Origin of the sequence: Nesterenkonia lacusekhoensis (genome assembly GCF_017876395.1) — a bacterium.
Classification (GTDB): Bacteria; Actinomycetota; Actinomycetes; order Actinomycetales; family Micrococcaceae; genus Nesterenkonia; species Nesterenkonia lacusekhoensis.
The window spans coordinates 1,612,010-1,624,389 of record NZ_JAGINX010000001.1; the positions used below are offsets into that span (position 1 = coordinate 1,612,010).

The 12,380-nt window shown below is 67.0% G+C and carries 12 protein-coding genes; 1 reads left to right on the plus strand and 11 read right to left on the minus strand.

Annotated elements, in window-relative coordinates; all coding sequences use genetic code 11:
* Nucleotides 1-211: 211 nt before the first annotated feature.
* The gene (locus tag JOF45_RS07620) at nucleotides 212-841 is read left to right on the plus strand and encodes a class I SAM-dependent methyltransferase (RefSeq protein WP_210048859.1); all 630 of its coding nucleotides are present in this window, start codon (nucleotides 212-214) and stop codon (nucleotides 839-841) included.
* Here JOF45_RS07620 and dapF read toward each other — a convergent pair whose 3' ends face one another.
* The 11 genes from dapF to JOF45_RS07675 form a co-directional block, all read right to left on the minus strand.
* On the minus strand, nucleotides 842-1,861 hold the full coding sequence (gene dapF, locus JOF45_RS07625) for a diaminopimelate epimerase (protein WP_210048861.1): 1,020 nt from the start codon (nucleotides 1,859-1,861) through the stop codon (nucleotides 842-844).
* A 25-nt stretch (nucleotides 1,862-1,886) separates the two neighbouring features.
* Nucleotides 1,887-2,801, minus strand: coding sequence for a tRNA (adenosine(37)-N6)-dimethylallyltransferase MiaA (gene miaA / locus JOF45_RS07630; RefSeq protein ID WP_210048863.1), 915 nt, complete (start codon nucleotides 2,799-2,801; stop codon nucleotides 1,887-1,889).
* 2 nt (nucleotides 2,802-2,803) lie between these two features.
* Nucleotides 2,804-4,357, minus strand: a complete 1,554-nt coding sequence (gene miaB, locus JOF45_RS07635) for a tRNA (N6-isopentenyl adenosine(37)-C2)-methylthiotransferase MiaB (RefSeq protein ID WP_210048864.1) — start codon at nucleotides 4,355-4,357, stop codon at nucleotides 2,804-2,806.
* Between the two features lie 12 nt (nucleotides 4,358-4,369).
* Nucleotides 4,370-5,116, minus strand: coding sequence for a regulatory protein RecX (locus JOF45_RS07640; protein WP_210048865.1), 747 nt, complete (start codon nucleotides 5,114-5,116; stop codon nucleotides 4,370-4,372).
* Between the two features lie 26 nt (nucleotides 5,117-5,142).
* Complete coding sequence (gene recA / locus JOF45_RS07645; protein ID WP_210048866.1) at nucleotides 5,143-6,198, minus strand: recombinase RecA; 1,056 nt, start codon at nucleotides 6,196-6,198, stop codon at nucleotides 5,143-5,145.
* 207 nt (nucleotides 6,199-6,405) lie between these two features.
* Nucleotides 6,406-6,624, minus strand: coding sequence for a DUF3046 domain-containing protein (locus JOF45_RS07650; RefSeq protein ID WP_210048867.1), 219 nt, complete (start codon nucleotides 6,622-6,624; stop codon nucleotides 6,406-6,408).
* Nucleotides 6,621-7,115, minus strand: a complete 495-nt coding sequence (locus JOF45_RS07655) for a MarR family winged helix-turn-helix transcriptional regulator (RefSeq protein WP_210048868.1) — start codon at nucleotides 7,113-7,115, stop codon at nucleotides 6,621-6,623. Before JOF45_RS07655 ends, JOF45_RS07650 begins: the two co-directional genes overlap by 4 nt.
* 118 nt (nucleotides 7,116-7,233) lie before the next feature.
* Nucleotides 7,234-7,692, minus strand: coding sequence for a helix-turn-helix domain-containing protein (locus JOF45_RS07660; RefSeq protein WP_210048869.1), 459 nt, complete (start codon nucleotides 7,690-7,692; stop codon nucleotides 7,234-7,236).
* Nucleotides 7,693-7,766: 74 nt separating this feature from the next.
* Nucleotides 7,767-8,453, minus strand: coding sequence for a CinA family protein (locus JOF45_RS07665; protein ID WP_210048871.1), 687 nt, complete (start codon nucleotides 8,451-8,453; stop codon nucleotides 7,767-7,769).
* A complete protein-coding gene (gene pgsA / locus JOF45_RS07670) occupies nucleotides 8,453-9,082 on the minus strand; it encodes a CDP-diacylglycerol--glycerol-3-phosphate 3-phosphatidyltransferase (protein WP_210048873.1) in 630 nt (209 codons plus the stop codon). The genes JOF45_RS07665 and pgsA overlap by 1 nt, the downstream gene beginning before the upstream one ends.
* Before the next feature lie 27 nt (nucleotides 9,083-9,109).
* The gene (locus JOF45_RS07675; protein WP_210048875.1) at nucleotides 9,110-12,325 is read right to left on the minus strand and encodes a DNA translocase FtsK; all 3,216 of its coding nucleotides are present in this window, start codon (nucleotides 12,323-12,325) and stop codon (nucleotides 9,110-9,112) included.
* Nucleotides 12,326-12,380 lie beyond the last annotated feature (55 nt).

Sequence of the window (12,380 nt, forward strand, 5' to 3'; positions counted from 1 at the left end):
TGGTCCACCCATGATACGGCTCGGCGGGGACATCGTCCTATGGCAGAGCGCCTCACGGGCGGTGAGCGGGGCTTATGCGCTGAGCGGATCGCTCAGATGTGGATAGAGGTTCAGGCTCGACCGCGCATCAGGCAGGAGCAGAAGGTGGCCCGGAGACCGGGCACTCAGATGAAGTAGATCCACATAGGGTCAATCATACTACGATCAACAGGTGAGCTCCTCGCATTATTTCTCAGCCTCCCCGGACACGCCCTTTGAGCGCCGAGGCCTCCAGGTCGAACTGGCCGACAGGTCGGTGACCGTCAGCACCGCCGGCGGGATCTTCTCCCCCGAAGGCGTGGACAAGGGCACCGCCGTGCTGCTCAAGCATGTCCCCGACCCGGCGCCCTCGGGCCATCTGTTGGACATCGGCTGCGGCTGGGGCCCGATCGCGCTGACCATGGCCATGAGGTCCCCGGGGGCCACCGTCTGGGCTGTGGATGTCAATGAGCGCTCACGCACCCTCTGCGCGGAGAATGCCGCAGCCCTGGGCCTGGAGAACGTTCGGGTCATGTCCCCCGATGAGGTGCCCTCGGCGGTCCGCTTCGACACCATCTGGTCCAACCCACCCATCCGAGTGGGCAAGAAGGTGCTCCACGAGCTGCTGGAGCTCTGGCTGCCGCGGCTGGCCGATGACGCCGAGGCGTGGCTGGTGGTCCAGAAGAACCTGGGAGCGGACTCGCTGCTGACCTGGATGCGCTCCATGCTGGCCGCAGTGGGCGAGGACTTCACCGCCGACCGTCCTGAGACGGACAAGGGCTTCCGACTGCTCAGAGTCAGCCGCAGCGCCGAGCAGCGCTGATCAGCGCAGGGTCCCGCTCATCACCAGTTCGGCCGGCCCGGAGAGCTCCACGTCCTCCGCGCCGTCCTGCCGCGGGATGAAGCGCACGATCACCTCACCGCCGGGCACTCGGACAGACCAGGTGTCGACGCCGTCCTGTGCGGCCCAGACCCGCACGGCGGCGGCCGCCGCGCAGGCGCCGGTGCCGCAGGACATCGTCTCCCCCACGCCACGCTCGTGGACGCGCATGCGCACATGCCCGACGCCGTCCTCGACCAGCGGCTCCCCGGGCACTACGAACTCCACGTTGGTCCCGTGCGGGGGCACCGGGTCTACAGTCGGCCTCTGGGTCAGGTCCAGGGCCTCAAGCATCTCGGGGTCGGGCAGGGCCACCACCGTGTGGGGATTGCCCATGGAGATGCTCAGCGCCGGTCGAGGATCCTCCAGGTCATGAGCCATGACCAACGCATCCGAGGCGTTGGACTGAGCGAGCTCCGGATCGATGAAGGACCAGATCCCCATGCCGATGGCGTAGCCCTCTGGGACCTTCCGAATGGTGCGCAGCCCGGCCCGGGTGAGGATGGTCAGCTCCTGCCCTTCGACGAGCGTGATGAGCTCCTCGGCCAGCAGGAAGTGAGCGAAGGCCCGCACCCCATTGCCGCACATCTCCGCGATGGAGCCGTCTGCGTTGCGGTAGTCCATGAACCACAGCGGCGCCTCGTCTGTGCTGGCGAGCCCCACTGTGGAGAGCGCCTCCTCAGCGGAGGCGTCGTCGCTGCGGTGCGCCGCTACGGCACGGATCAGCCCGTCACCTCCGATGCCCAGGTGGCGATCGCACAGGGCAGCGACCTGATCGGCGTCGACATCGCGTTCTCCGGCCGGATCGGCCAGCATGACGAAATCGTTGCCGGTGGCATGAGCCTTGGTCACCGGCGTTCCGGCCAGAGTGTCGAGGGCTGCGAGGTGATGCGGCAAGGGGCGCTCCGGATTCTTCGGCGGATGGTGGGCAGCAGGTGACAGAACTTCGCGGAGGGAGGCCATGGCTTCTCCTCCATAGACAACAACTCTAGGCGGCGATCGCTTCCAGGGCCTCCTCGACCCCGCTGATCCAACGCAGCCGGTGGTCGGCGCGGAACCAGGTCTCCTGGCGGCGTGCGAACTTGCGGGTGGCGACGATGGTGGATTCCAGGGCCTCGGCCTCTGTGAGCTCTCCGTCGAGCACCTGCAGGTGCTGCTGATAACCGATGGCGCGCGAGGCGGTCCGTCCCTGCCGCAGGCCCTGCTGGTCGAGCCGCCGGACCTCGGCGAGCAGACCCTGTTCGGCCATGAGGTCCACCCGCTGCGCGATGCGCTCATGGAGCTGTTCGCGCGGCAAAGACAGACCCAGCTGGACGACCTCTCCCAGTGCGGGCTCATAGATCCGCTGGGGCATATAGGAGCTGAACGTCCGACCGGTCAGTCGCACGACTTCCAGAGCACGGACCAGCCGACGGTCGTCCTTGATCAGCGAGGCCGACTCTGGGTCAGCAGCACGCAACTCCTCCCTCAGCGCGGAGGCGCCCTGATCCTGCAGCTGCCGGGTCAGCTCAGCACGCAGCCGGGGGTCGGTGGGTGGGAACTCGATGACGTCGGTGGCGGCCCGGATGTAGAGACCGGAGCCGCCGACCATCACTGGAGTGTTGCCGCGGGCACGGATCGCTCCGATCTCCTCGCGCGCCTGCTGCTGGAAGGCGGCCACGGAAGCCTCTTCAGTGATGTCCAAGACATCGAGCAGGTGATGCGGGACGCCCTGCGTCTCCTCCGCGGTGATCTTGGCGGTGCCGATGTCCATACCACGGTAGAGCTGCATGGAATCGGCGTTGATGATCTCCCCCGGCCGGCCCTGTTCGGCCAGCCGCTGAGCCAGCGCGACGCCGAGCGCGGACTTCCCGGAGGCAGTGGCACCGGCGACGACCACCAGCGGTGTCTGGTCTGTGGCCACGGTCAGCCCACACGCAGACTGGGCATGCCCAAAGACACCGAACCCGGCTGCGCTCCGGTGACCTGGGTGGTGCCCACACCGCAGGAGTCGGCCTGCCAGCGGTCCCAAGCATCGCCGGCCCGTGAGGCGCGCAGACTGTACTGCTCGGCCGAGCGGGGGTCAGCCAACAGGTGGTAGCTGCCGGCGTCGGTGATCGGAATGGTCACGAAGTCGCCGGGGCGCGGGACGGCGGCTCCCTCCGGCACGGAGAAGTGGACCAGGCGGTTGTCCTGCGCCCTCCCGGTCAGCCGCCCGGTCTCGGAGCCTTTGGCTCCGGAGTCGGCCGTGACCAGCAGCTCCTGCTGGGTTCCGATCTGCTTCCGGTTCTCTTCCGCGGTGATTCTGTTCTGCAGGGCGATCAGCCGGTCGAAGCGCTGCTGCACGACCTCCTTGGGCACCTGGTCCTCCATCGTGGCGGCGGGAGTGCCCGGCCGCGGCGAGTACTGGAAGGTGAAGGCAGAGGCGAACCGGGAGGCCTCCACCACCCGCATCGTGTCTTCGAAGTCCTCGTCGGTCTCTCCGGGGAAGCCCACGATGATGTCTGTGGTGACAGCGGCATGCGGGATGCGCTCGCGCACTTTGTCGAGGATGCTGAGGAACTTCTTGCCCCGGTAGGACCGGCGCATGTCCTTGAGCACTTTGTCGGATCCCGACTGCAGCGGCATGTGCAGCTGGGGCATCACGTTGGGCGTCTCGGCCATGGCCTCGATGACATCGTCGGTGAAGGACGCAGGGTGCGGACTGGTGAAGCGCACGCGCTCCAAGCCTTCGATCTCCCCGCAGGCCCGCAGCAGCTTGGCGAAGGCTCCCCTGTCTCGGAACTCGACGCCGTAGGTGTTGACGTTCTGGCCCAGCAGCGTGACCTCCACTGCTCCGTCGTCCACCAGAGCCTGGACCTCGGCCAGGATCTCGCCGGGCCGCCGGTCCCGCTCTTTGCCGCGAAGCGACGGAACGATGCAGAAGGTGCAGGTGTTGTTGCAGCCCACCGAGATGGACACCCATCCGGAGTGCACAGATTCCCGCTTGGTGGGCAGAGTCGAGGGGAAGGTCTCCAGGGACTCCAGGATCTCGATGGAGGCTTCCTGATTATGGCGGGACCGCTCCAGCAGCGTGGGCAGGGAGCCGATGTTGTGCGTCCCGAACACCACGTCCACCCAGGGCGCCTTCTCCTGGACCGAATCCTGGTCCTTCTGCGCCAGGCAGCCGCCCACGGCGATCTGCATGCCGTCGCGAGCCTCTTTGGTCTTGCGCAGCTGGCCCAGGTGGCCGTAGAGCTTATTGTCCGCGTTCTCACGGACTGCGCAGGTGTTGAAGACGACCAGATCCGGGGTGCTGTCCGGTTCGGCACGGGTGTAGCCCGCATCTTCGAGAAGTCCGGAGATCCGCTCGGAATCGTGGACGTTCATCTGGCAGCCGAAGGTGCGCACCTCGTAGGTGCGCCCGAGGGCCCCGGCGTCAGGGGCCTCAGCGTCAGAGGCTTCAGTGTTCGCGGTGTCTGTCACGGCGGTCGCTGTCATCACTGCCCAATTCTACTGAAGGTCGGCTCGCTGATGGGCGGCCTGGTCGTCCAGAGCCTCCCGCACGATCTGGAAGGCCGCACCGGGCGAGTGGCCCCTCCGAGCCAGCATGAAGACTAGGCGGCGGGTGTGCTTCTCCCGCTCCTTGCGCTCCTCCGGCCCGTTGCCGACGGGGATGGTGGTGCCGCGCAGCTTCTTGGCCACCAGCTCCCGGGCCGCGGCGTCCTCATCCTCAGCGCCGATCTGCTCCAGAGCCTCCTCGGCCAAGGCCTCCTCGATGCCCTTCTCCTTGAGCTCCCGGCGCAGAGCGGCCCGGCCCAGGTTCTTCATCTCATGGCGGGTGCGCACCCAGGTACGGGCGAAGTCTGCGTCATCGAGGAGGTGGACCTCCTCCATACGGCCCAGGACCGCAGTGATGACCGACTCCTCAAAGTCGCGCTCACGCAGCGATTCCGCCAACTGGTGCCGGCTCTTGGCCGAGCCGGTGAGCTTACGCAGGACGACCGCGCGAGCCTTCTCATAGTCGCTGCGGCTGTCGTCGCTCTCGGAGCGGGAGTTCTGGGAGCCAGAGCTCTCAGAGCCTGCGCTGTCAGCACCGGAACTGCCAGAACCGGAGCCGGATCCGCCGCTGCTGGGGCTCTCGCCTGTGGGGCTCTCTCCGGTCTGGCCGTCCTGGAAGAGCCCGCCCTCAGCAGCCCCCTCCTGGATCTGGGCGACCGCCCGGCGGAGGGCTTCAAGCGTCTCCTGCTGCTCAGACATCGCGCACCCCGTTCGATGGAGACTGCTCAGGCAGTCTCTCCCACCGGCTTCAGATCGGGACCGGCCTGATCGGCAGGCTCCTCCTCAGTGATGACTCCGAGCTTGACGCGGATCTTGTGCTCGATCTCATCGGCCAGATCGGGGTTGTCCTTGAGGAACTGGCGGGCCTTCTCCTTGCCTTGGCCCAGCTGATCCCCTTCATAGGTGAACCATGCGCCGGACTTCTTGATCAGCCCGTTCTCCACGCCCACATCGATCAGGCCGCCCTCGCGGGAGATGCCTTCGCCGTAGAGGATGTCGAACTCGGCCTGCTTGAACGGAGGGGCCATCTTGTTCTTGACGATCTTCGCCCGCGTGCGGTTGCCCACTGCGTTCGTGCCCTCTTTGAGGGTCTCGATGCGCCGGACGTCCACACGGACTGAGGCGTAGAACTTCAGGGCCTTACCACCGGATGTGGTCTCCGGGGACCCGAAGAAGACGCCGACCTTCTCACGCAGCTGGTTGATGAAGACAGCAGTGGTCTTGGTCTGGCCGAGCCGTCCGGCGATCTTCCGCAGCGCCTGAGACATCAGGCGGGCCTGCAGACCCACGTGGGAGTCGCCCATCTCGCCCTCGATCTCGGCTCGGGGCACCAGGGCCGCCACCGAGTCGATGACCACGATGTCCAGGGAGCCCGAGGAGACCAACATGTCCATGATCTCCAGAGCCTGCTCACCGGTGTCCGGCTGGGAGACCAGCAGGGAGTCGGTGTCCACGCCGAGCTTCTCGGCGTAGGTCGGGTCCAGTGCGTGCTCGGCGTCGATGAAGGCCGCGATGCCGCCGTTCTTCTGCGCGTTGGCCACGGCGTGCAGCGCCACGGTGGTCTTACCCGAGGACTCCGGACCGTAGATCTCCACCACACGTCCGCGCGGGAAGCCTCCGATGCCCAGAGCGGCATCCATAGAGATGGAGGAGGTCGAGATGGTCTCGATCGGCGCGCGGGTCTCATCGCCCAGGCGCATCACCGAGCCCTTGCCGTACTGCTTGTCGATCTGTGCGAGCGCTACGTCCAGCGCCTTCTGCCGGTCCTGGCTGACTGCCATGACTACACCTCGTTCATTCGATGTTCTTCGCTGACGATTGCCTACGCCGTCGAGACTACGCATCCCCACTGACACGAACGCGTGACACGGACCGTGCTGTGGACTCCTGCGCGCGCCGCAGCAGCACTGAGACCCTCTGTGGCGGAATCTCCCCTGAGCCTACCGCGTCCTCGAACATAGGTTCGAACATGTCTGCCCGCGTGTCGTTCACCGCTTGGGCGGGATGTCCCGGCCAAGCCGCCGTTCGGCGGGGACCTCCTGCTGATCGCAGACGGCCTCCCACACGTCACGGGGTGAGGCGCCTGAGCTCAGCGCCTCACCGGCAGTCTTCTGGTACTGGCTCAGCACCAGGGAGTCGGCCAGCACATGGGCGTAGCCGCTGCCGAACTCCTCCTCCATCAGCGACCAGAAACGGCTCAGCCTCATGGACGCACCTCCTCCTCACCATAGGAAGGACCCTGCTCGGCGTCGAAGTCGGCATAGGTCCGGTTGAGCTTGGACAGCAGCCCGGAGAGAGTCTCGATGTCAGTCTCCTCCCAGGTCTCGAGCATCGCCAGATAACGTTCGGCACGTTCCCGCTGAGCGCTCTGCAGCCGCTCCAGACCCTCCTGGGTGAGCGAGATCAGCTGGGCGCGCCCGTCCAGCGGGTCGGTGTCCTTGGTGACCAGTCCGCGTTCGGCCAGGGTGGCCAGCTGACGGGAGAGCGTGGGTTTGCCGATGCCCAGCTGCCGGGCGATCGAGGTCATCCGCTGACGCCCGTCCTGCTGCAGGATGGCCAGCACCGAATAGGAGGCCGGTTCGATCTGCGGATCCAGGCGCCGGGCGATCTGCAGAGCGTTGAACCGTCGCCTCACGAAGAGCCGGTTGAACTCACGCTCCAGCTCACGGACTGTGCGCCGCCGCCCCTCAGTGGTCATCCCAACAGTGTAGAGACCTCGGCGCCGCAGAGAGAAAGCGGGCAGAGAAGAGGGAGAGGGCCCTGCAGGACCCTCTCCCTTTCACGTCTTTCACATCGCCGCTGAGACGCGGCAGGCGTCAGCCGCAGCTGCGGGCGAACTGCTCGTTCGCGAACTCCTCCGGAACTGCGTCCGGGACCATTCCGCCGTCCACCGGCTGGCCGAACTCACGCTGGAACTCGGTGGGCACAGTGTCCGGGACGTGCACGCCTTCGGCCACTGCTACGCGTTCGGCGACCTGGCCGAGCATCGCGGAGAGCGGGACATCGAGTGCGGCACAGATGGAGGCCAACAGTTCGGATGAAGCTTCCTTCTGCCCCCGCTCCACCTCTGAGAGGTATCCCAGAGAGACGCGGGCATCGTGGGAGACATCGCGGAGAGTGCGGCCCTCAGTCTGACGGATGCTGCGCAGCACATCACCGATCTCCTGCCGAAGCACGACGGCTTTGGCCTCTTTGGTATCGGCGGTGACTGCGCCTTCGGCGTCCATATCCTTCCACCGGGTGACGCCGTTGACGGTGACTGGCTGTCGCACCATGGACTTTCTCCTTCGGACTCGTAGCCCTCGTTACACCCAGGATCAACGGGATCTCCCCCGGGTTTGTTCCCACTCTAACGCGGTTCGCCGATGCCGGAAGGCTCTGTGTGCAGGAAATCGTCGATAAGTTTCAGCGCGCCCTCCACCGAAGCCTCTCGGATCCCTGCACGATCGCCGTCGAGATTCAGCAGCAGAGAGCCCGCCGACCAGGAAGCACCCTCTCCATCGGAGGCATACTCGAGGTCCTCGACGCAGTCGTCGGGAAGCCTCAGCCCCAACCGCTGGACAGCCTCGTCGCTGCAGGCCAGCCCCAGGTAGACGGTTCCGACGTCCTTGCCCTCGTGGGGCTCCGGGCCGGCGACCCCAGTGGTGGCGATGCCGATATCGGCACCGGTGGCCGCCGCAGCTCCGCGCGCCATCGCTGCGGCCACCGCAGGATCCACGGCGCCGCGGGACTCCAGGAGCTCGGCATCCACAGCGAGCAGGTGATGCTTCACCTCATTGCAGTAGGCGACGACGCCGCCCAGCAGCACCGCCGAGGCGCCCGGCACATCGGCCAACCGTGCCGCCAGGGAGCCGGCGGTCAGGGATTCTGCGGTGGCGAGGGTCAGCCCGCGATGGGCGCCCCGCTGGATGATCTCCACCGGATCGGAGGTCTCCTCCGCTTCGGCGGCCACAGACTGGGCGCCGCCGTCGACCTCGGCGCCGCGCTGATCCAGCCAGTTGCGCTCCTCGTGTGCATCACTGTGCCGACGTCGCATCAGGCGGCTCCCGTCTCTTTGGACTCACGGCGCAGCCGCAGGGCCGAGATCAGGTAGTCCACACCGGTGACCACGGTGACCACCAGGGCGGCGATCATGATCCAGAACGCCACATCGGCCAACCAGCCGGCGATGACCACCAGCGGCAGCAGCATCAGCTGCAGGCCCGCGGTCTGCAGGACAGTCTTGAGCTTGCCGCCTCGGGAGGCGGGCATGACCTGGGTCCGCAGCATGACCATGCGCAGCAGCGTGATGCCGAGCTCGCGGACCAGGATGACCACGGTCACCCACCACGGCAGCTCGCTGAGCAGCGAGAGCATGATGAGGCCGGAGCCGATCAGCAGCTTATCGGCGATGGGGTCTGCGATCTTGCCGAAGTCGGTGATCAGGTTCCGCGAACGGGCCAGGTCGCCGTCGATCTTATCGGTGATCATCGCGACGGCGAACAGCCCGGCCGCGGCCCACCGCCACCCGCCGTTCTGGGCCTCCAACCCGCCGCCGAAGGCCTCGGCCAGCGAGCCTTCGGCATCGAGCAGCAGGAACCAGACGAAGAGAGGCACCAGGACGATGCGAAGCATCGTCAGGACGTTCGCGATGTTGAACAGCGGTGCGTTATTGGGCTCGGCCATAGCGAGACTCTAGCAATTCACCTCGGCTCAGCGCCCGGTGAGCTGCCACGCATCCTCAGATCCTGTGGCGCTGTCCTCGTCGTAGTAGTCCGTGGCCGTGGGCAGCGCCTGAGTGCGCTCCGCCAGATCGCGTGCGATCAGATCGGCGCTGGACATCCCTGAGGTCGTGGAGCCTCCGGAGGGTACGGGGCCGCTGCGCTGGGGCCGGACGGCTTCCGTCTCCGCCGTGGGTGCCGGGCCGGCGTCGTAGTCCGGCACCGGAGCATCCTCCTGTGCAGGGGCGGCCGCGCCGGGAGCCGCCACCGACTGCCCGGGCTCGTAGCCGACCACGTCCTGCTGATACGCGTCCGGGGCATCCTCCGAAGGCGCGGCGGTCGGGGCGTCCTCCCCCTTGATGGTGGCGAGCACGCCGGGCAGCTCCTCAGGGCTGACCAGCACATCGCGGGCCTTGGACCCGGTGGACTCGCCCACCACGCCGCGGGACTCCATGAGGTCCATCAGACGCCCGGCCTTGGCGAAGCCGACGCGCAGCTTGCGCTGAAGCATGGAGGTGGAGCCGAACTGCGTGGTGACCACCAGTTCGGTGGCCTGCAGCAGCAGATCCAGGTCATCGCCGATGTCCTCGTCGATCTCCTTCTTCTTGGGCTCCATGGCCTGCACCGCGTCCTCGCTGTACTGGGCCTTCAGCTGAGACTTCACGTACTCGACCACGCCGTGGACCTCAGACTCGTTGACCCAGGCGCCCTGGACACGCATCGGCTTGGCGCTCCCCATGGGCAGGAAGAGGGCGTCGCCCTGACCGAGCAGCTTCTCCGCGCCCACGGAGTCGAGCACCACGCGGGAGTCGGTGGCCGAGGAGGTCGCGAAGGCCATGCGGGAGGGCACGTTGGCCTTGATCAGACCCGTGACCACGTTGACCGAGGGACGCTGGGTGGCCAGCACCAGGTGGATGCCCGCAGCACGGGCCAGCTGGGTGATGCGCACGATCGAGTCCTCGACGTCGCGCGGGGCCACCATCATCAGATCTGCCAGCTCGTCGACGATCACCAGCAGGTAGGGGTAGGGCCGCAGCACACGTTTGGAGTCCGGCGGGAGCTGGATCTTGCCGGCACGGACAGCCTTGTTGAAGTCATCGACGTGCTTATAGCCGAAGTGGGCAAGGTCGTCGTAGCGGTTGTCCATCTCCTTGACGACCCACTGCAGCGCCTCCGCCGCCTTCTTGGCGTCGGTGATGATGGGGGTGACCAGGTGCGGCACACCCTCATAGGCGGTGAGCTCCACGCGCTTGGGGTCCACCATGACCATGCGGACCTCATCCGGGGTGGCCCGCATCAGGATGGAGGTCACCATCGAGTTCACGAAGGCGGACTTACCGGCGCCGGTGGCACCGGCGACCAGCATATGGGGCATCTTGGCGAGGTTGGCCACCACGTAGCCACCCTCGATGTCCTTGCCCACGCCCATGACCATGGGGTGCTCGGTCTTGCGTGCGGCGTTGGAGCGCAGCACATCACCCAGGGCGACGACTTCCTTGTCCTTGTTCGGGATCTCGATGCCGATGGCCGACTTGCCCGGGATCGGGGACAGGATGCGGACCTCGTTGGAGGCCACCGCCAGAGAGATGTTCTTCTCCAGGGAGGTGACCTTCTCCACCTTGGTGCCCGGAGAGAGCTCCACCTCATAGCGGGTGACCGTGGGGCCGCGGGAGAAGCCGGTGACCTGGGCGTCCACCTTGAACTGGGCAAAGGTCTGGTTCAGCGCCTCGACGATCTCGTCGTTGGCGGTGGTGTGGTCCTTGGCCGGAGGGCCGGCGGGCAGCATGGACTGGTCCGGCAGGGTGTAGGTGACGTCTCCGGCCAGCTCGAGCTGCTCGGAGCGCACCGGCAGGTCCGCGGGCTCCGCAGGGGTCTCCTGGACACCGGTCTGCTGCGCTGTCGGTGCCGTGCCGGACGGCGCAGGCATTCCGGCAGAGTGGGCTCCCGCCTGCTCGGACCCACCGTCGTCAGGCTGCGCGGCCTGCTCGGCCTCGGCCTTCTCGCGGGCGCGCTGGATCGCCAGCTCCTGAGCGGTGGGACGCTTGACCCCCGGCGGCACGGCGGGTTCCTGAGCGGCGGAGACATCCGCAGACTCACGTTCCACGGCGCCCTGGTCGAAGGCGCCTTCGGCGGCCCGTGCGGCTTCCACGCTGTCGATGTCGTAGAGCTCAGGCGCGGGCTCGTCATCATGGTCCTCGGTGCCCATGAGCTTGGAGAGGAGCCCCTTCTTGGGCTTCTCGGGGGCTTCGGACTCAGTCTCTTCGGCGAAGACCTCATCCGCCGCCTGCTTCTTGGCTCGGCGGGGTGCAGACTTGGTCTGGGCCGCATTGGTCTGTGCCGGATTGGCCAGGGCCGACTCCGCGGCGTCGTCGGCTTCGCCCTGACGCGAGCTCTTCTGCTGGGCGGTCTTCTGCTGAGCGGTCTTCTGCTGGGCCTGGCCGCCCAGGGGCAGGGTGTCGTCCGCGACCGGTTCGTGGGACTTCTCTCCCACGATGTAGTTCTTCGCCACGGCGATGCGGTCAGGGATCCGGCGGACCGGAGTGGCGGTGACCACGAGGATGCCGGCCAGCAGCGTCAGCCCCAGCACCGCCCACACCGGGTAGGGCGTGATCAGAGAGGCCAGCGGCGAGGCGACCAGATAGCCGACGATGCCGCCGGAGGCGAGCAGGTCATCGAAGGCGGCATTCAGCGGCGGGATGCCGTTCCAGAGGTGGGCCAGTCCGGCGGTGGAGCACAGGATGACAGTCAGGCCGATGGCGACGCGGCCGTTGTCGTCATGGTCCTGGGGGTGCCGGAAGTAGCGGATGGCGGTCACGAAGAGGACCACGGGCAGGACCACGGAGGCCCAGCCGAAGGTTCCGGCCGTGCCGTTGTGGACGATCCCCGGAAGCCAGTGATCGGTCTGACGAGCTCCCCACCAGTCGACGACGGCCGTCAGCGCAGCCAGCAGCAGGAAGACCAGCCCGGCACTGTCGCGGCGATCATCCGGGTGGATCTTGACCTGCCGTCCGATGCCGCGGACAGCACCGCCGGCCGGGGTGGCGAAAGCCATCCAGAGCCCGCGCATCGCGGTCGCGAAGATGCTGCCCTGGGGCTCCTCCGGGGCAGTCTTCTTCTGATTCTTCGACGTCGTCGCGCGGCCGTTGGCACTTTTGGAGTTCTTTCCTGAGGTGCTGGCGGCTCGCGAGGGGGAAGTACGTGTCGCCATACCAGCTAACCTACCGGCATCGGCGCGTCACGTCACTGATCGGCACACCTTTGGC

Excerpts from the sequence above, each read along its gene's own strand:
- dapF (WP_210048861.1), bottom strand. The coding sequence starts at position 1,861 with ATGGCCTCCCTCCGCGAAGTTCTGTCACCTGCTGCCCACCATCCGCCG.
- miaB (WP_210048864.1), bottom strand. The coding sequence starts at position 4,357 with ATGACAGCGACCGCCGTGACAGACACCGCGAACACTGAAGCCTCTGAC.
- JOF45_RS07640 (WP_210048865.1), bottom strand. The coding sequence starts at position 5,116 with ATGTCTGAGCAGCAGGAGACGCTTGAAGCCCTCCGCCGGGCGGTCGCC.
- recA (WP_210048866.1), bottom strand. The coding sequence starts at position 6,198 with ATGGCAGTCAGCCAGGACCGGCAGAAGGCGCTGGACGTAGCGCTCGCA.
- JOF45_RS07650 (WP_210048867.1), bottom strand. The coding sequence starts at position 6,624 with ATGAGGCTGAGCCGTTTCTGGTCGCTGATGGAGGAGGAGTTCGGCAGC.
- JOF45_RS07655 (WP_210048868.1), bottom strand. The coding sequence starts at position 7,115 with ATGACCACTGAGGGGCGGCGGCGCACAGTCCGTGAGCTGGAGCGTGAG.
- JOF45_RS07660 (WP_210048869.1), bottom strand. The coding sequence starts at position 7,692 with ATGGTGCGACAGCCAGTCACCGTCAACGGCGTCACCCGGTGGAAGGAT.
- JOF45_RS07665 (WP_210048871.1), bottom strand. The coding sequence starts at position 8,453 with ATGCGACGTCGGCACAGTGATGCACACGAGGAGCGCAACTGGCTGGAT.
- pgsA (WP_210048873.1), bottom strand. The coding sequence starts at position 9,082 with ATGGCCGAGCCCAATAACGCACCGCTGTTCAACATCGCGAACGTCCTG.
- JOF45_RS07675 (WP_210048875.1), bottom strand. The coding sequence starts at position 12,325 with ATGGCGACACGTACTTCCCCCTCGCGAGCCGCCAGCACCTCAGGAAAG.